The organism is Brevibacillus borstelensis, from assembly GCF_037834415.1.
Taxonomy (GTDB): Bacteria; Bacillota; Bacilli; order Brevibacillales; family Brevibacillaceae; genus Brevibacillus; species Brevibacillus borstelensis_A.
Genome location: NZ_JAUMSJ010000027.1, coordinates 1 through 18,756, shown reverse-complemented (window position 1 = coordinate 18,756; position 18,756 = coordinate 1). Strand labels below are relative to the sequence as shown.

16 protein-coding genes are annotated in these 18,756 nt (G+C 51.2%); 10 read left to right on the top strand and 6 right to left on the bottom strand.

Annotated features, from left to right (window positions below; all coding sequences use genetic code 11):
* Positions 1-93 precede the first annotated feature (93 nt).
* Together Q3F21_RS18955 and rpmH are read right to left on the bottom strand one after the other, a co-directional pair.
* On the bottom strand, positions 94-1,077 hold the full coding sequence (locus Q3F21_RS18955) for a nucleotidyltransferase domain-containing protein (RefSeq protein ID WP_340256578.1): 984 nt from the start codon (positions 1,075-1,077) through the stop codon (positions 94-96).
* Positions 1,078-1,268: 191 nt separating this feature from the next.
* The gene (gene rpmH, locus Q3F21_RS18950; protein WP_003388866.1) at positions 1,269-1,403 is read right to left on the bottom strand and encodes a 50S ribosomal protein L34; all 135 of its coding nucleotides are present in this window, start codon (positions 1,401-1,403) and stop codon (positions 1,269-1,271) included.
* 560 nt (positions 1,404-1,963) lie between these two features.
* On the opposite strand from rpmH, the gene dnaA reads away from it, so the two are divergent.
* From dnaA to gyrB, 6 genes are all read left to right on the top strand, one after another.
* Entirely contained in the window at positions 1,964-3,325 is a 1,362-nt protein-coding gene (gene dnaA, locus Q3F21_RS18945) for a chromosomal replication initiator protein DnaA (RefSeq protein ID WP_340256576.1), read from the top strand.
* Positions 3,326-3,531: 206 nt separating this feature from the next.
* Positions 3,532-4,671 (top strand): DNA polymerase III subunit beta, encoded by a 1,140-nt coding sequence (dnaN, locus tag Q3F21_RS18940; RefSeq protein WP_340256574.1) that lies wholly within the window; start codon positions 3,532-3,534, stop codon positions 4,669-4,671.
* A gap of 25 nt (positions 4,672-4,696) precedes the next feature.
* Positions 4,697-4,912, top strand: a complete 216-nt coding sequence (gene yaaA / locus Q3F21_RS18935) for a S4 domain-containing protein YaaA (RefSeq protein ID WP_003388869.1) — start codon at positions 4,697-4,699, stop codon at positions 4,910-4,912.
* A 16-nt stretch (positions 4,913-4,928) separates the two neighbouring features.
* Positions 4,929-6,047, top strand: a complete 1,119-nt coding sequence (recF, locus tag Q3F21_RS18930; protein ID WP_340256572.1) for a DNA replication/repair protein RecF — start codon at positions 4,929-4,931, stop codon at positions 6,045-6,047.
* 11 nt (positions 6,048-6,058) lie between these two features.
* Positions 6,059-6,370, top strand: a complete 312-nt coding sequence (gene remB / locus Q3F21_RS18925) for an extracellular matrix regulator RemB (protein ID WP_340256570.1) — start codon at positions 6,059-6,061, stop codon at positions 6,368-6,370.
* Positions 6,345-8,273 (top strand): DNA topoisomerase (ATP-hydrolyzing) subunit B, encoded by a 1,929-nt coding sequence (gyrB, locus tag Q3F21_RS18920; protein WP_340256568.1) that lies wholly within the window; start codon positions 6,345-6,347, stop codon positions 8,271-8,273. The genes remB and gyrB overlap by 26 nt, the downstream gene beginning before the upstream one ends.
* A 79-nt stretch (positions 8,274-8,352) precedes the next feature.
* Here gyrB and arsC read toward each other — a convergent pair whose 3' ends face one another.
* From arsC to Q3F21_RS18905, 3 genes are read right to left on the bottom strand one after another with little or no spacing between them, the layout of a single operon-like run.
* Entirely contained in the window at positions 8,353-8,778 is a 426-nt protein-coding gene (arsC, locus tag Q3F21_RS18915; protein WP_340256566.1) for an arsenate reductase (thioredoxin), read from the bottom strand.
* A gap of 39 nt (positions 8,779-8,817) precedes the next feature.
* The gene (locus Q3F21_RS18910; RefSeq protein WP_340256564.1) at positions 8,818-10,116 is read right to left on the bottom strand and encodes an arsenite/antimonite efflux transporter; all 1,299 of its coding nucleotides are present in this window, start codon (positions 10,114-10,116) and stop codon (positions 8,818-8,820) included.
* Between the two features lie 18 nt (positions 10,117-10,134).
* Complete coding sequence (locus Q3F21_RS18905) at positions 10,135-10,458, bottom strand: metalloregulator ArsR/SmtB family transcription factor (RefSeq protein ID WP_340256562.1); 324 nt, start codon at positions 10,456-10,458, stop codon at positions 10,135-10,137.
* 1,045 nt (positions 10,459-11,503) lie between these two features.
* On the opposite strand from Q3F21_RS18905, the gene abc-f reads away from it, so the two are divergent.
* From abc-f to Q3F21_RS18885, 4 genes are all read left to right on the top strand, one after another.
* The gene (gene abc-f / locus Q3F21_RS18900) at positions 11,504-13,138 is read left to right on the top strand and encodes a ribosomal protection-like ABC-F family protein (protein WP_340256560.1); all 1,635 of its coding nucleotides are present in this window, start codon (positions 11,504-11,506) and stop codon (positions 13,136-13,138) included.
* 92 nt (positions 13,139-13,230) lie between these two features.
* Positions 13,231-14,430 (top strand): MFS transporter, encoded by a 1,200-nt coding sequence (locus Q3F21_RS18895; RefSeq protein ID WP_340256558.1) that lies wholly within the window; start codon positions 13,231-13,233, stop codon positions 14,428-14,430.
* 98 nt (positions 14,431-14,528) lie between these two features.
* Positions 14,529-17,066 (top strand): DNA gyrase subunit A, encoded by a 2,538-nt coding sequence (gene gyrA, locus Q3F21_RS18890; RefSeq protein ID WP_340256556.1) that lies wholly within the window; start codon positions 14,529-14,531, stop codon positions 17,064-17,066.
* 175 nt (positions 17,067-17,241) lie between these two features.
* Positions 17,242-18,339, top strand: coding sequence for an HD-GYP domain-containing protein (locus Q3F21_RS18885; RefSeq protein ID WP_340256554.1), 1,098 nt, complete (start codon positions 17,242-17,244; stop codon positions 18,337-18,339).
* Positions 18,340-18,539: 200 nt separating this feature from the next.
* Here the strand turns inward: Q3F21_RS18885 and Q3F21_RS18880 are convergent.
* Positions 18,540-18,756 (bottom strand): hypothetical protein (locus Q3F21_RS18880; RefSeq protein WP_340256552.1); only part of this gene is annotated, 217 nt, incomplete at its 5' end.

Sequence of the window (18,756 nt, the reverse complement as noted above, 5' to 3'; positions counted from 1 at the left end):
AAACAACCCCTAACATCATAATTATAGTAGAAAACGTATGCAGCATCTACCAGTATATCCTTGTTTCGACCACTTTTTTCCCGAAACCGGCATCTATTCTTCTTTCCTTCTCTGGAAAACTGTCTCGACAACCTCATCACACAACCCGCTGATGTGCCGGATCATATCTGCATCAGCCTCGGAAAAACCGATTTTCCCGAGCTTTTCTTGCAAAGGCAGCGGCAGTTGTGCGATATGTTCGTCGAGGCTCTCCTCCTCGGAAGACGACAAATACAGCCAGGCTGCTTCGGTCAGCAAAAGCCAGCGGGCCGCTTCTTCGTCCCCTTCCCGGATGTGGCGTTCGAGCTTTCGCTCCAGCAGCAGATCCTGCACCTCTGCGGAGGCAAATTCGTCACCGCCGGCTTCCCGGAAATACCGGCGATACGCCGAAACGTCCTGAAAGCGCTCCCGCAGATTGTAGTCATCGTTGTACATGCCGGGAATCAGCGCGACGAATTCACGGTAAGCCGAAAGCTCCCTCATCGCCGGAACCAGCTTCCCCGTTGCGAGAGAATGCTTCTCGAACCAGGCGTACATGATGACGGCATCCAGCCAGGCCGACACTCCAGCCAGCCACGCTGTCTTGGTCTGCCCGCTTTGCAGCGATTCCTCCGCCCAGCGCTTCCTCTCGTCCACAACCGCCCGGGCCTGAACAAGCATTTTGCGTTTTCCTTCCTGCGAATCCAGAAAGCGAATCGCTTCCTCTTTCCACTCTCGAAATCGGCCATCCGGGTCAAAGACACAGCGGGCTTCCTTTACAAACCGAAACGCCCAAGGCTCCTGCTTTACCGCTTCGACCGAAGGGAACGCATGCGCATGCAGCTGGATTACATGTCGATCCAGCACCCTGTTTTCACTTGTCGCCGGCGCCGAACCTTCCAGAAACAGATTCAGGTCCAGATCGCTGTACATATCGGCCTCTCCCCGTCCGACGGAACCGCCGGCGTATGCACTGATCATTCCCGGAAACGAATTTTGCTTCAAGTACAGCTCAGCCAGATTAAGAAAAAAGTCGGTGAAATCCCCTTTGCGTTCCATGTGCAGCCTCCTCATCAAATACACTTTCTTCTGCAAAAACAAATCCGGGGATTGAACTATAAAACGATTCCGTTACCCGAAAGTTTCACATTTTGAATGAGAAAAAGCACATGCTTCTCCCCCCAGGGAGCCTACGCACAAGAGAATTTTCCCGACCGATATGCAACAAAAAAGGCCACTGATGTTGTGGCCTATGCGGAAAGTACCTTTCTACCTTTACGACGGCGGGCAGCCAAGACTTTACGGCCGTTTTTCGTGCTCATACGCTTGCGGAACCCGTGGTCCTTTTTACGTTTGCGATTATTTGGGTTAAACGATGGTTTCATTTGTATACACCTCCGTCCTCAAAAACCATTACCTACGCATTATAAGGAGATTCGTCTCAAAAGTCAAGAAAGGCTGGAAATCGGGTTCCTCGGTAAATATCCCCAAGCAGATATTTCCCATGACTGTGGATATCCTCTTATCCACATTTACACTTTTCGACAAGATTATCTACAGCTTGTACACAAAATATGGGGGTGTGAATATGTGTGGAATACAATCCGTTGTGTTTGTGGATAACTACGAAAAAACCATTGCTGTCATGCCTTTTATCTGTTATTATGTTTTTGTTTTGGAACGTGAATAACTTCAGCCGAGTATTTTACTTTTCCACACCTTGTGGATAAGTTTGTGGACAGATTTCCTCACCTGTGAATGATTTTATTCACATAGGTGCGGATAACGTCTGCTTTTTTTCGCTTATCCGAGCGGAATCCCTTTTTTTCGACTTTTTTTATCCACAGTCGATTCTCTCATTACAGCTGATTTCATACACGTTTTCCCTTGATCGTTGGCTCTTATTTCTTATTTCTCTATATGTTCCCGAAAGGAGGGATTCTGGTTGGATGCAGCGATTAGCGAGCTTTGGCGCAAGGTGCTTGCCAAGATAGAAAAATCGCTCAGTAAACCAAGCTTCGATACATGGCTGAAGGCGACAAAGGCGACCACACTGGAAGAGGACGCGCTGATTGTCGTCGCTCCCAACGACTTTGCCCGTGATTGGCTGGAAACTCGTTATTCTCAATTGATCACTGATACACTCTATGAGGTAACAGGCGTCAATATGAAGGTAAAATTCGTAGCCATGCAAAATCCCGATGCTGCTTTCGCCGATGAACAACCGGCTCCCCGCGCAAAGGTATCTGTAACTCCCAGCAATGGTGACGACCAGCCCCCAAGCATACTGAACCCGAAATACACGTTTGATACATTTGTGATTGGTTCAGGAAACCGCTTTGCGCATGCTGCTTCTCTTGCTGTGGCGGAAGCGCCCGCGAAAGCGTACAATCCGCTGTTCATTTACGGAGGAGTCGGACTCGGCAAGACCCACTTGATGCATGCGATCGGCCATTATGTGATACAGCATAATCCCTCTGCGAAAGTCGTTTATTTGTCGTCTGAAAAGTTTACCAACGAATTTATCAACTCGATCCGGGACAATAAAACGGTAGAGTTTCGCAATAAATATCGCAGTGTAGACGTGCTTTTGATCGACGATATTCAATTTTTGGCGGGCAAGGAGCAGACCCAGGAGGAGTTTTTCCATACCTTCAATGCGCTGCACGAGGAAAGCAAGCAAATCGTCATTTCCTCCGATCGTCCTCCCAAGGAGATCCCGACGCTGGAGGACCGACTCCGCTCCCGTTTCGAGTGGGGCTTGATCACAGATATCCAGCCGCCTGATCTGGAGACGAGGATTGCCATTCTCAGAAAGAAGGCAAAGGCGGAGAACCTGGACATTCCCAATGAAGTGATGATTTACATCGCCAATCAAATCGACAGCAACATTCGCGAGCTGGAAGGCGCGCTCATCCGCGTAGTCGCTTATTCGTCCCTGATCAACCGGGACATCGATACACAGCTGGCCGCGGAAGCGCTGAAAGACATCATTCCGTCTTCCCGCCCGCGAGTGATCACGATTATGGACATTCAACGCGCCGTCGGCGAAGAATTCAATCTCAAGCTGGAAGACTTCAAGGCCAAAAAACGGACCAAGTCAGTGGCATTCCCGCGGCAGATCGCGATGTACCTGTCCCGCGAGCTGACAGACGCGTCTCTGCCCAAGATCGGAGACGAATTCGGCGGCCGCGACCATACGACCGTCATCCACGCTCATGAGAAAATCTCTCGCGCGCTGGCGACCGATCCGGAAATGCAAGTGACGATCCAGTCTCTGATTGAAAAATTGAAAGCAAACCATTAACCTGTGAATAACGCGAAAAGCCTATACACAACTTACCCACATGTGTATAGGCTATCTTTTACGCACCGATTACAGATATCCACAAATCCACAGGCCCTATTACTACTTCTGTTAAAAAGATATATCCTAATAGATTATGAATGGGCGCCAGCCAATATGCCGTAAGCTCATTACACAGATGGAACGAACGAGGGAGGTTCACGTTGATGCACATTACCGTTCAACGGGACAAGCTGTCCAATGCCGTTTCGCACGTCAGCAAGGCGGTTTCCAGCAGAACGACTATTCCAATTTTGACAGGGATCAAAATGAAAGCGGATCAGGAGGGACTGACGCTGACTGCCAGCGACTCCGATGTATCCATCGAGGTTTTGATTCCGACCGAAGAAGCAGATGAGTGGGGTGTCACCGTTCATCAGCCCGGCAGCATTGTTCTGACTGCTCGTATTTTCAGTGAAATTGTCCGTAAGCTGCCAAACAGCGAAATTCAAATCCAGGTAGACGATCGGCTGGTGACCCAGATTCGTTCCGGACAAGCCGAATTTACGATCAACGGCATGGATGCAAACGAGTTTCCGCAATTGCCGCAACTGGAAGAAGATAAAGTATTCAGCGTTCCCAGCGATTTGTTGAAGTCCATGATTCGGCAAACCGGCTTTGCCGTGTCTACATCGGAAATGCGTCCGATCCTCACGGGTCTGATGTGGTCTTTGGATGGCGGGCAGCTGAAATTCGTGGCGACCGACAGCCACAGGCTCGCCAGCCGCACGGCTATGGTAGAATGTCCGGAGGAGCTGTCCTTTACCAATGTGGTCGTTCCGGGAAAAAGCTGCAATGAATTGGTAAAGATATTGGATGAAGACCAGAATCCAGTCGATATCGTTGTATCGGACAACCAGATTCTGGTAAAATCAAAGCACATTTTGTTCTACTCCCGTCTGCTGGAAGGGACCTATCCGGACACGGCCCGGATCATTCCGCAAAGCAGCAAGACGGAAGTAACCGTAAACACGAAAGAATTCCTGCAGTCGATTGAGCGCGCCTCCTTGCTCAGCCGCGAAGGAAAGTCCAACGTGGTGCGTCTCGTCACGCTTCCGGACGGCAGCGTGGAAATCACATCCAACGCTCCGGAAATCGGAAAGGTGACCGAGATTGTCATGCCGAAAGCGATGGATGGCGAAGAGCTGAAAATTTCGTTCAACGCCAAGTACATGATCGATGCGCTTCGTTCCATCGACAGCAGCGAGATTAAAGCATGCTTTACCGGTCCGATGAGCCCGTTTGTCCTTCGCCCGACCGATCACGAGTGGACGCTGCACCTCATTTTGCCGGTCCGAACTTACTAGCAGCCAACAGAAAGGAGGCCTATCCATGCGTGAGGTTTCCATTCAGACCGAATACATTGCCCTTGGCCAGTTTCTCAAGCTGGCCGATCTCATTGATACCGGGGGAATGGCGAAAGCGTTTCTTGCGGAAGTCCCCATTCAGGTAAACGGCGAAGAAGAAAACCGTCGCGGCCGAAAGCTTTATCCCGGAGACGAAATTGACGTCGAGGGACACGGCCGCTACAAAGTGACTCGCCGCTGAGAGGAGAGCGCCATTCTTGTTTATCAAGAACCTTTCGCTTACCCATTTTCGCAATTACGAGCAGCTCTCTCTTTCCTTTGACAGCCCGATCCAGCTGTTTATCGGCAACAATGCGCAAGGCAAGACCAATGTGCTGGAGTCGATCTACGTGCTGGCCCTGGCCAAGTCGCATCGCACCCCCAGAGACAAGGAACTGATCGGCTGGGGAGCCGATTTTGCATCGATCCGTAGTGATGTCGAGCGTCGCTACGGATCGGTTCGCTTGGAACTGCAGTTGACGGGAAAGGGAAAGAGGGCCAAAATTAATGGGATGGAGCAGCAAAAGCTGAGTGCATACGTTGGAGCCCTGAATGTGGTCATGTTTGCTCCCGAGGATTTGGCGATCGTCAAGGGAGCGCCTGCCCAACGGCGCCGGTTTATCGATATGGAAATCGGCCAGGTGTCTCCGACGTATCTGTATTATTTAAGCAATTACAACAAAGTGTTGGCCCAGCGCAATCAACTGCTGAAAGACATGGCGATGAAAAAAAGCAGATCAAAGGAGATGCTGGGGATCTGGAATATTCAATTGGCGGAATTAGCGGTAAAATTGTTGCGGAAGCGCTTTGAGTTTCTCCGCAAGCTGGAGGCGTGGGCCAAAGACATTCACAGCGGCATTACCGACGGCAGAGAAGCCCTTTCTCTGCATTATGTCAATTCCTCGCCGGTTACGGAGGAGCAGACTCCGGAGCAGGCAGTGGAAGCGCTGCTGGCGGCTTACGAGGAGGTCTTTGACCGGGAACTGGCGCGGGGAAGCACGATCATCGGCCCGCACCGCGACGATTTTACCTTGAAAGTAAACGATATGGATGTGCAGACATACGGTTCTCAAGGACAGCAGCGTACGAGTGCGCTGTCTATTAAATTAGCCGAAATCGAATTGATCAAGGAAGAAGTGGGAGAGTATCCCGTCCTCTTGCTGGACGATGTGCTCTCCGAATTGGATGAACATCGGCAAACCTTGCTGTTGGAAACCATACAAGATCGGGTCCAGACGTTTGTAAGCACCACAGGTGTGGAAGGCTTAAAACATCAGGTTCTCCAGCAAGCCTCTCGTTTTTATGTGCGGGAAGGGGAAATCTCCGGGGAAAGGTAGGGGGAACAGGCATGTTTATACACATTGGTGGCGATACTGTTGTGAGCACCAAGGACGTGATCTCAATCTTGGATCATCAGACCGTGAAATCGTCAAAGAACAACAAGGCGTTTTTGCAGGAGAAACGAAAGCTGGTCGTAGACCCGGACCAGGAGGAGACGAAGTCGTACGTCATCACAACAGAGGCCATTTATTGTTCGCCTATTTCTTCCCTGACGCTGAAGCGACGCGCTCAGTTCGTGGACAGCTTGGATCAGGTTTCCTTTGTACAAGCTGAAGTGGAGGAGTTGACTAGTAGTGGATCAAGTGACGACGAAAGATAATACAAACTATGATGCGAGTCAGATTCAGGTTCTGGAAGGCTTGGAAGCGGTCCGAAAGCGTCCGGGGATGTATATCGGCTCTACCAGCAGCCGCGGGCTGCACCATCTGGTATGGGAGATCGTGGACAATGCCATCGACGAAGCGCTTGCCGGGTATTGCGACAGCATTCTCGTCCAAATTCATCCTGACAATTCCGTGTCGGTAACGGATAACGGCCGCGGGATTCCTACGGGGATTCATGAGAAGACGGGGAAATCGACGGTCGAGACGGTTCTGACGGTTCTTCACGCCGGCGGGAAGTTTGGCGGCGGCGGATACAAGGTGTCCGGCGGTCTGCACGGTGTCGGCAGCTCCGTCGTAAACGCTTTGTCCGAGTGGATGGAAGTAGAGGTAAAGCAGAATGGCAAGATTCATTTTATGCGATTCAATGTGGGGGTTCCCGAGGCCGATCTGGCTGTGGTCGGAGAGACCGAAGAGACAGGGACGAAGGTGACCTTCAAGGCCGACCCGACGATTTTTACCGAAACGACTGAATACGAGTACGAAGTGCTGCAAAAGCGGATTCGCGAGCTCGCCTTTTTGAACAAAGGACTGAAAATTACGCTGAAAGACGAGCGTCCGGAGCGGGAGAAGGAAGAAACCTTCCACTACGAAGGCGGTATTATCCAGTTTGTGGAATACCTCAACAAAAACCGCGAAGCGCTGCACGAGGAAGTCATTTACTGCGAGGGAGAGAAAGATGGACTGATGGTTGAAGTTGCCCTGCAGTACAACGACAGCTATGTCAGCAACATCTACTCCTTTGCCAACAATATCAACACCCATGAGGGCGGAACGCATGAATCCGGCTTCAAAACGGCGCTTACCCGCGTGATCAACGACTACAGCCGGAAGTTCAACTTCCTGAAGGAAAAAGATACGAACCTGTCCGGCGACGATGTGCGCGAGGGTATAACAGCGATCATCTCGGTGAAAATTCCCGAGCCGCAGTTCGAGGGTCAAACGAAAACGAAGCTGGGCAACTCAGAGGCCCGCAGCATCACAGAGTCGATCTTTGGCGAGCGGTTCAACACCTTTATGGAAGAAAATCCGGGTGTGGCGAAAAAGGTCGTGGAAAAGGCTCTGATGGCTGCGCGGGCGCGTGAAGCGGCGCGGAAAGCGCGCGAGCTGACCCGTCGCAAGAGCGCGCTGGAGGTAAGCGCACTGCCGGGCAAACTGGCGGACTGTTCGTCCAAGGACGCATCCGAGTCGGAGCTGTTCATCGTAGAGGGCGACTCCGCCGGCGGCTCTGCCAAAATGGGACGCGACCGTCATTTTCAGGCGATCCTGCCGCTGCGCGGTAAGGTTCTGAACGTGGAAAAAGCCCGCCTTGACAAAATTCTCGGCAACAACGAGATCCGGATGATCATCACCGCGCTCGGTACGGGTGTGGGCGAAGACTTTGACATTACCAAAGCGCGCTACCACAAGATCGTCATCATGACGGACGCCGACGTCGACGGCTCCCATATTCGCACGCTGCTGTTGACGTTCTTCTACCGTTACATGCGTCAATTGATCGAGTCCGGCTATATTTACATTGCCCAGCCGCCGCTCTACAGCATCAAGCAGGGCAAGCAAATTCATTACGCCTACACCGATCAACAACGAGACGAAATTCTGGCTACGCTGAAGACTACGCCAAAGCCGAACATCCAGCGCTACAAAGGGCTGGGGGAAATGAACGCGGAGCAGCTGTGGGAGACGACCATGGACCCTGAGGTTCGCACCCTGCTGCAGGTTGACCTGGATGACGCGATGGAGGCCGACCTGGTCTTCCAGACGCTGATGGGCGACGAAGTGGAGCCGCGCCGCGAATTTATCGAACAGTACGCGGCGAATGTGCGGGATTTGGATATTTAGGTGTACCGCTGACCAAAATTAATTTGGAAACAAAACAAAAAAGCTTGTCCTCTCCAGGGCAAGCTTTTTGCTTTGCTGTTTATTTGCCTTCTTTCAGGAACTGCTCGATCCGACTTTTAATAGAATCGCGTACAGCCCGGAACTGGTTCAAAATTTCTTCTTCCGTGCCGCTGGCTTTTGCCGGATCGTCAAAGCCCCAGTGCCATTTCACTGAGCCATTGCCGGAAATCGCCGGGCAATGCTCGTCGGCGTGGCCGCAAAGCGTAATTACGTAGTCCGCGCGGTTAAGCGTGTCAGGATCAATCACATCGGAAGTATGCGAACGAATATCTACATTAGCCTCCTTCATTACTTGTATCGCAAGCGGGTTTAGTCCGTGAGCTTCCAGACCTGCGCTTCTCACCTCATAACGGTCGCCGCCAAGCGATCTCATAAAACCTTCAGCCATTTGACTGCGGCAAGAGTTTCCCGTGCAAAGGAAGTAAATCAACGGTTTTTTCGGCATGACATAGCCATTCCTTTCATTGATGAGCCGTTGTTTTCATTACGAAACGATTTGCAGCCATAGATACAAGCCCAGCAGTGTGATGAGCAATGTGGGAATCGTCAAGACAATCCCGGTTTTGAAATACTGTCCCCAGCCGATCGTGACTCCTTTCCGGGAAAGCACATGGAGCCAGAGCAAAGTGGCAAGCGAACCGATTGGCGTAATCTTTGGACCCAGGTCGGAACCAATTACGTTGGCGTACACCAGTGCTTCGCGAATCAGCCCGGTTGTCTGCGTCCCATCAATAGCGAGAGCATCGATCATGACAGTAGGCAAGTTGTTCATAAGCGATGACAAGATCGCCGACAAAAAGCCCATGCCAATTGTGGCAGCGAACAACCCCCGGTCGGAAAACGTCTGTATAAAACCGCCGAGCATATCAGTAAATCCAGCATTCCGCAACCCGTACACGACAACATACATCCCGATTGAAAAAATGACAATCGACCATGGGGCCTCTTTTATGATCCGTTTAACGGGGATGTCTTTGCTGCGCCGAGCCATCAGGATAAACAGGATAGCGGCAATCCCTGCTGTTACCGACACGGGAACAGCGAGAAGCTCGTTCATCACGTAACCAATGAGCAAGAGCCCCAAAACTACCCACGATAGCCGGAACAGCTGCCTGTCTTTTATCGCTGCATGAGGCTGTTTCAGCTGTGACAAATCGTATTGCCGGGGGATATCGGATTTGAAATACAAATACAAGACAAGCAGGCTTGCCCCGAGTGCAAAGAAATTCGGGACGATCATGCGGGAGGCATATTCGACAAACCCGATGCCAAAGTAATCGGCGGAAACAATGTTTACCAAGTTGCTGACGATCAGAGGCAAGGATGTCGTATCTGCGATAAAACCGCTCGCCATGACAAAGGGCAAAATCATTTTGTCCGGGAGCCTCAACGCTCTGACCTGCGCAAGGACAATGGGGGTCAAAATGAGCGCTGCTCCGTCATTGGCGAAAAAGGCGGCGACTGCGGCTCCGAGGAGTACGACATAAACGAACATAAGCCGGCCGTTTCCTTTTGCCAGACGGGCCATATGCAAAGCTGCCCACTCAAAAAAGCCAATTTCCTCGAGGACCAACGATATCAAAATGATCGCTACAAAGGCTAATGTCGCATTCCACACGATACTGGTGACGGCAGCAACATCCGCAAAGCTGACAACGCCGCATAGCAAGGCCAGGATTGCTCCGCCGGCAGCAGACCAGCCGATGTTAAGACCTTTTGGCTGCCAAATAACAAAGATGAGTGTCAATGCGAAGATGAGAAAGGCACTCCAGATAGCAAACATGTTTTTTTTCAGTCCTTCCTATTCGCAGGTAACCAATAGCCCCTGCTGCTCCAGTTTTGAAAACTCTTCGGAGTAATCGGGCAGGTTGCCCAGTGCCTGCGCTGCTTGTTCCAGGCGTGCTTTATTGAGGGTGTAAAATACCCATTGGCCTTTTCTTGACTCGATCACAAGGTCCACACTTTTCAAGCGGCTCATGTGCTTGGAAATCGCCGGTTGGGATATGCCGAAGATCGGAACAAGCTCACATACGCAGCAGCTTCGAGTTTGCAATAAGGCAATAATTTTTAGCCTTGTAGGGTCAGCTAAAGCCTTTAACATGGCTACTACCTGTTTCGTGTCCATCATTCTCCTCCAACTTCTTTTCTGAGTTAAATACTAATATAACCATATGGTTATTTCAATATTTATTTGTCGCATGTTTTGCAGGCAAATGCTTCGGCCGAGGGCGACTGTTTTTATGTGCAGCTCCCTCTTTGGCAGCAGAGGTAGTGATGATCCAACGCCGTTTTTGCCTTACGAGATTGTAAGAAATCTGAAAGGCAATTCAATGGCAGCGCTGTACCGTTCCCCCTTACAATGAGAGGAGAATCGACAGCAAAGAAGGGGAGAGCACTTATGAGACGGGTTATTCATATGTTTCTCATTGCCATCAGGTTAGTCGTGGACACCAAATCCGCGATCCAAAACAGCAGTCTCGAGGGAGTCGTCAAGCTGTGATCAGCCGATCAAAAAACGGTTGATTCGCAGCTGGAAAGCTTGAATCACTGCAAGATGATGCTCACCGTGGCAGCTTTTTACGTCATCACGCCGTTTGGCTGCTTCTGCAGATAAAAGGGTTGATGTTACTGAAAGCCAACAGAATGACTGCGGCGGCTGTTTTCATCTGAAAAAAAACAAACAATTGTTGCTTGCCATTTCTTGTTTTGGGGAATGATGTAAGTTATACTATAAGTAATTCATTACTGTGGTCAGAACCGGAGGGCACGTCAATGTTGGTTGTTTTCGTTACTTACAAAAACCAATTGCATAGTAACGAAAACATATCGGGTGCTCTTTAACCTTATCTTTTGCCGTGATGAAAATCAGGCATACAAACGCCGAACGAGACAGAAAGGGACCGATATGCCGGTGCCTTTTTTTATTGCGTTTGGTTGAATAACGGGCTTCCGGCATATCGGGAGCGTTTGTATTTGGAAAAACGAGCGCCGTATTGCGAGCGCTCTTTTTTATAGCTGCATGAAGAAGGCGAGCGCAAGCGGCGGCGTTCGTTTTTCCCGGAGGAGACGTCGATATGTTCGGCGTCTCTTTTTGTTCGCCCGGATGGTCGAAGGTTTTGTTTACCGGCCGGGGATTCGCCAATACGAAGCAGCGAAAGGGGAAATTCTTTATGTTATTGCTGGAAGCGCGTCAGATGGAAAAGAGCTATGGCGACAGATTGATATTCGAAGCAAAGAAACTGGAAGTATTCTACGGGGACCGGATCGGGATCGTCGGCCAAAATGGCGTCGGAAAAAGCACGTTGATGCATGTGCTTGCCGGCGTTGAAGAGCCTGACTCGGGCCAGGTCAACTGGTACGGGTCAACCGCCTTGATCCAGCAGATCGATCAGGGGGAAGACGCGGCAGAAACAACCAGGCACGCTCGGAGTATGTGGGGCATCTCCCACGTCCATTCGCAGATGAGCGGGGGCGAGACGGTCCGGCTAAAAATTGCCGCGGCGTTGGAGCAGCAGGCTCCGCTCCTTTTTGCGGACGAACCGACGAGCCATCTCGATATGGCCGGGATACGCCAATTGGAGGAGGCCCTGCTCGCTTACGAAGGAGCCGTGATCCTGATTTCGCACGACCGCGAGCTGCTTGACACGATTTGCACCCGCATTTGGGAAGTCGAAGACGGCAAGGTATGTGAATACAAGGGGAATTACTCCGAGTATCGCGAGCAGAAGGAAAAGAAGCGAGAGCGGGAGTGGTTTGAATACGAGGAATACCGCAAAGAGAAGGAGCGGTTGAGCCAAGCGCTTATCGAAATCAAGCAGCGGGCCGCCGGGATCAGGAAGGCCCCAAAGCGGATGGGAAATTCTGAAGCCCGTCTGCATAAAAGAAAAGCAAACGGCAAACGGGAAAAAGTAGAGAGGGCTGCTATTACCCTGCAGAGTCGACTGGAGAGACTGGAGAAAAAGGAGAAGCCAAAAGAGCAGCCAGTCGTCAGATTCGATGCAACCTCTCACGGGGAACAGCATGGACGCACAATTATCCGGGTCCAGGACATCACCCGGAGCGTGGAAGAGAAAACGCTGTTCAAGCGGCTGTCCTTCTCCGTCCGCCCCGGTCAAAGAGTGGCGTTGATCGGAGCAAACGGCAGCGGAAAATCGACGCTTCTCTCCATGATATACAGCCAGGCAGACGGTATATATGTAGCTCCGAGCAGCAGAGTCGGATACTTCAGCCAGACCTTGTCTTTGCTTGACGAAAGCAAGAGCATATGGCACAACGTGAGCGAAAGCAGCGTCCACTCGGAAACGGTGATTCGAACCGCGCTTGCCCGGATGTTGTTTAAAAAGGACGAGATTCACAAACCGATATCGGTTTTAAGCGGCGGCGAACGAGTAAAGACCGCACTGGCGAAGGTTTTTCTGGGGGACTACAATGTGCTTCTGCTCGATGAGCCAACCAACTTTCTCGATATTCCCACGCAAGAAGAGCTGGAACGGATTTTGCTGGAGTTTCCCGGAACGATCCTGTTTGCCTCCCATGACCGCAAGCTGATTCACCGGCTTGCGGACGCCGTTCTCTGTCTTGGCGAAGAAAGCACCACGCTTTTTTGCGGAACCTATCAAGAATATCTGGATCGGAAAACCAAACCAAAGCGAGGACATGAGGAGGAGCGGATGGTGTTGGAGACGAGGCTGACAGACCTGATCGGCCGCCTGTCGTCGCCAAAGCTGGAACAAGTGGAAAAGGAAGAATTGGAGCAGGCCTACCGGGAAACGCTGAAGCAACTGCGGGAGATGGAAAAGGAATGAAGTTTGCTGGTTGACATTAATAAACTTATAAAAGCATAATGTATAGGAAGTGTATTTCTTACTTGTTCGGTATTGCAGGAAGGGGAAAAGCCATGAATGAAACAGAGTCCCTCTGGACGAAAAACTTCATACTTCTGGCGCTATCCAACTTTTTGTTGTTCATCGCCTTCCAAATGTTGATACCAACCCTTCCGCTTTTCGTTACCGAACGCGGCGGGGACCAGGTAGACGTCGGATTGGTGATCAGCATCTTTACCATTTCGGCGCTTCTGATCCGCCCCTTCGCCGGAAAAGCGCTCGATTCCATCGGAAGAATGCCCATACTCGTAGTGGGACTGGCGATTTTTTTCCTGTCGGTCTCCGGCTATTACTGGATGACGACAGTAGCTCTTGTCCTCGTGGTCAGATTCATCCACGGCATCGGCTGGGGCATTGCTACGACGACCTATGGAACGATCGCATCCGACCTGATTCCGGCTCAGCGGCGGGGAGAAGGGATGGGATACTTTGGGATGTTCGGCAATCTCGCCATGGCTCTTGGACCGATGTTCGGACTGTGGCTGGTTGAATCCAGCGGATACGGATGGCTGTTTGCCATCTCTGCGCTGCTTACGGTGGCTGCTCTGCTGATGTCCAAGTTTGTGAATGTCAGTGAGCCCGTGAAAGCTGAAAAACGAGTGGCTGCGGCGCCAGCTGCTTCTGCGGCAAGCGGATTGGTAGAGAAAAAGGCCTTGTTTCCCGCTCTGTTGGCCCTGCTGTTTGGCGTTACCTACGGCGGTATCGTCAGCTTCATCACCTTGTTTGGCCAAGAGGTCGGCATAGGCAATGTTGGACTGTTTTTCCTGTTCAATGCCGTTTCCCTGATGCTTATTCGTCCCTTTGCCGGGAAGCTGTTTGACCAAAAAGGCCATGTCTGGGTGCTGATCCCCGGAGCATTGATAGCGGGTATCGGACTTGCGGTTCTTTCCTTTAGCACTTCGTCTGTCGGGCTGGCGATTGCCGCCGTTTTGTTCGGAGCCGGTTTCGGAGCTGTTCATCCTTCGCTGCAGGCATGGACGATCAACAGAGTAGAGCCGGGCAGGCGCGGTGCAGCGAACGGCACTTTCTTCTCCGCCTTTGATCTGGGCATCGGGATGGGGGCGATGGTGCTGGGCGCAGTGGCTAAAACAACGGGCTTTGCCCTCATGTATCGCTACTCCACTTTGTTCGTGATACTCTTCTTGCTTATTTACTGCGTTTATGTGTGGCGACGGGTAGAGGGCAAAGACAAAATGGACTCCCATTCATCTTGAGAACCAGCTTGGTTGCGCTTTTTGCGATACTTTGGACGAGGCCCGTCCGAATATGGTATAATGACGTATTGCGATAACCAGTTGGAGGTTTACTCTTTATGGCTGAAGAAACAGCTCGGTTTCCTAAAGTTGACATTAGTCATGAGATGAAAGAATCGTTCATTAGCTACGCGATGAGTGTAATTGTGAGCCGTGCGTTGCCAGATGTTCGCGACGGGCTGAAGCCGGTTCACCGGCGTATTTTGTATGCCATGCACGACATGGGACTGACTCCGGACAAAGCGTTCCGAAAGTCGGCAAACGTCGTCGGTGAAGTAATGGCCAACTACCATCCTCACGGTGACAGCGCCATCTACGAAACAATGGTCCGGATGGCTCAGGACTTCAACATGCGCTACCTCTTGGTCGAGGGCCAGGGGAACTTCGGTTCCGTGGACGGCGATCCTGCCGCTGCGATGCGTTATACCGAGTCCCGCATGTCCAAGCTGGCGCTCGAATTGCTGCGAGATATCGATAAAGAAACGGTCAATTTCACTCCCAACTACGATGGGCGGAAAGAAGAGCCTGTCGTGCTCCCATCCCGTTTCCCAAACCTGATGGTGAACGGCTCTGCAGGTATTGCCGTTGGGATGGCGACCAATATTCCCCCGCATAACCTGATAGAAGTCATCGATGGTGTTGTTGCCATGATCGACAACCCCGATATTACCCTGCAGGATCTGATGAAGATCATCAAGGGACCTGACTTCCCGACAGCGGGTGAAATTTTGGGCTACAGCGGTATCCGCCGGGCCTACGAGACTGGCCGCGGTTCGATTATTATGCGCGCCAAAACGATGATCGAAGAAGACAAAGGAAAGCCCCGCATTATCGTGACGGAGCTTCCTTACCAGGTAAACAAAGCGCGGCTCGTCGAGAAGATTGCCGAGCTCGTTCGCGAAAAGAAACTGGAGGGCATTACCGACCTGCGTGACGAATCCGACCGCAAAGGAATGCGGATCGTGATCGAGCTGCGCCGCGACGTGGTACCGAAGGTTGTCTTGAACAATCTGTTCAAGCATACGCAGATGCAGAGCACTTTCGGCGTGAACATGCTGGCTCTGGTCGACAATCGTCCCCGCGTCCTGAATTTGCGGGATATGCTGTACTACTATCTCCAGCATCAGCGTGAAATCATCCGCAGGCGGACCGAGTACGATCTGAAGCAAGCGGAAGCCCGCGCTCATATTTTGGAGGGCTTGCGGATCGCGCTCGATCATATCGATGAAATCATCAGCCTGATTCGCTCATCGCAAACGACCGAAGAGGCGCGTGACGGCCTGATGAGCAGCTATGGTCTCAGCTACGAGCAGGCTCAAGCGATTCTGGACATGCGCCTGCAGCGCCTGACCGGATTGGAGCGGGAAAAAATCGAGAACGAATACCGGGAGCTCGTGGCGAAAATCGCCGAGCTGCGCGCTATTCTCGCCGATGAAAACAAAATCTACGCGATCGTCCGCGAAGAGCTTGAGGAGATCAAAGAGAAGTTCGGCGACGATCGCCGTACGGTGATTACCTTTGACGAGGAAAGCATCGAGGATGCCGACCTGATTCCGGAAGAGGACGTGGTGATCACGCTCACGCACGACGGGTACATCAAGCGTCTGCCTGTGACTACCTACCGTGCGCAGAAGCGGGGCGGCCGCGGCATCCAGGGGATCGGCACCAAGGATAACGACTTTGTCGAGCATCTGTATATCACCAACTCGCACGACCACATCATGTTCTTTACCAGCAAGGGCAAGGTGTATCGGTTGAAGGGCTACGAAATTCCGGATCTCAACCGTACAGCCAAAGGCACCCCGATTATCAACCTGATTCAGATTGAAAAAGGGGAGCGAGTCAGCGCGGTCATCCCGGTAAAAGAATTCAGCGAAGACAGGTACCTGTTCTTCGGGACGAAGAAGGGGATTATTAAAAAGACCGAGCTGGCGGCCTATGCCAACATCAGAAGAGGCGGGCTGTTTGCCGTCAACCTTCGCGAGGACGACGAGCTGATCGCCGTGCGCCTCACGGATGGCAATCAGGAGATCATCATGGGTACCCGCAACGGAATGTCGGTCCGCTTCAAGGAAAGCGACGTGAGGACTATGGGCCGCAGCGCGACCGGGGTCAAGGGGATATCGCTTGATGGTGACGATGACGTAATCGACATGGATGTTGTCAAGCCGAATGCCGAGGTGTTGATTGTCACGGCGAACGGCTACGGAAAGCGGACGCCGGTAGACGAGTACCGGATTCAGTCTCGCGGCGGCAAGGGGATCAAAACCCATAATGTTACCGAGCGTAGCGGGCATGTCGTCGGTCTGAAAGTCGTTGAGCCGGAAGAAGATCTGATGATCATCACCACTTCGGGAATCATTATCCGCACGGAGATGAAGGGCATTTCTGTCATGGGACGCTATACGCAGGGTGTCAAGCTGATCCGTCTGTCGGAAAATGAACAAGTAGGTTCGGTCGCCAAGGTGCCTCCGAGCGATGATGAAGAGTCGCACGATGAAGCAGAAACGGAACCGAATGAGCAGGAACCATTGAACAGCGATGAACAGTCCGGTTCGGTTGCAGAAGATGGCGGCTCGGAGGGGAACGAAGAATAGTCGATTGCATGCCAATAACGGCAAAAATTAGGAAGAAGGATGTTCTGGTTTGAACAGAGCATCCTTTTTCTTTGTTCGCAATAGTCTTTTTTCCTTGAATTGGGTTTCAAGTTGTCAATAAAATGGGAAAAGAGTACTATATCAGTAACTAATGAAGATTCGGAGGGTGGGAACCTTGCCCATCATAGAGGTAAAAAGCACGATTGCCGGAGCGACTTTGGCGGAGGATGTCCATACCATGCTGGGAGGGATTCTCTTTGTAAAGGGGACGACTCTGTACGAAAAGGAAGTGGAAGTTCTTCAGGCCTTTATGGTCGATCGGGTCGTGATAGAAGATAACGATGAAAGCAGGACGTCTGCTTCTGACGAGACCCGGATTGATGCCGGATCAAGCAAAACGGTCGCAAGCGGAACGGAAGCAAAGGAAAAGCTCCCCTTCCATACTTCGTTCGCGAAGGCCGTATCTACATTTAAAAACCTGGTGATCGGTGTGCAGGGCGGACAGAATATCCCTGTCATGGAAGTGCGCGAAGTCATCACTCCGCTGCTTCAGGAAGTACAGGATCAACCGGAGTTTCTCTTGTCCTTGCATCGCATTTCCCGGGTAGACAGCTATGCGTATGAGCATTCCATTGCGGTCGGTTTGATTTCCTATATGATTGGAAGATGGATCAAGATACCGGAAAAAGAATGGATGCAGGTGGCTCTGGCCGGAACCTTGCTGGATATCGGAAAAACGAGGATTGACAGAAGAATTTTGCAAAAGCCGGGCAAATTGACGCCAGAAGAATTCGAAGAGATGAAGAAGCATACGGTGTACGGCTATCAATTGATTAAAGCCTCTCCTGGCCTGAGTGAAGGAGTGGCTTTGGCAGCTTTGCAGCATCATGAGAGAGAAGACGGCTCGGGGTACCCTCTGGGGTTGCCGGGAGGAAAGCTCCATCTGTACAGCAAGATTGTAGCTGTAGCGGATGTTTACCATGCGATGTGCTCCAATCGCATATACCAGAAGGGGAAATCTTCGTATGTGGTAGCTGAACAGCTGCTGCAGGACAGCTTTGGAAAATTAGACCCTCATATCGTTCATACTTTCGTGAGGCGGATAACCGATTTTGCCGCTGGAACAGTAGTGGAATTGAGCGATGGGACAATTGGAAAGGTCATTTTTACCGACAGCAAACAACCGACCCGCCCGATGATTGAGGCCAATGGACGCATTATTAACCTGGTTGAAAATCGGAGTCTATCAATTGTGAGTGTATGGGAACAGTAAGCAACAACGGTAGGAAAGAAAGGGACCCTGCTGATCTAAACGGCAGGGTTTTCATTTCCATTGAACTTTTTTAATCAATTTTATAAAAAGGTGTTGCATTTTAAAAATAGACATGCTATATTAATAAGCGTCCTTCCGATACGGAGAGCGCCTGATAAGGAAGATGAGTTTCTTTTTTTAGAAAAACATTGACTTCTTATCTAACGTATGATAAAGTATTGAATTGTCGCCACTGAGAAGTGGACGGCACCAAAAAAACGAAATGTTCCTTGAAAACTGAACAGCGAAGCGTTTTTACCGAAGTAATGCCAGTTGTCACGCTGAGGCACTTCAGTATCGAAGTGATGCCGGTTGTGACTGCTGAAATACTTCGTTCGTGAGCAAATCACAAGCCTAGCAATTTTTTTCTTGAAGTCA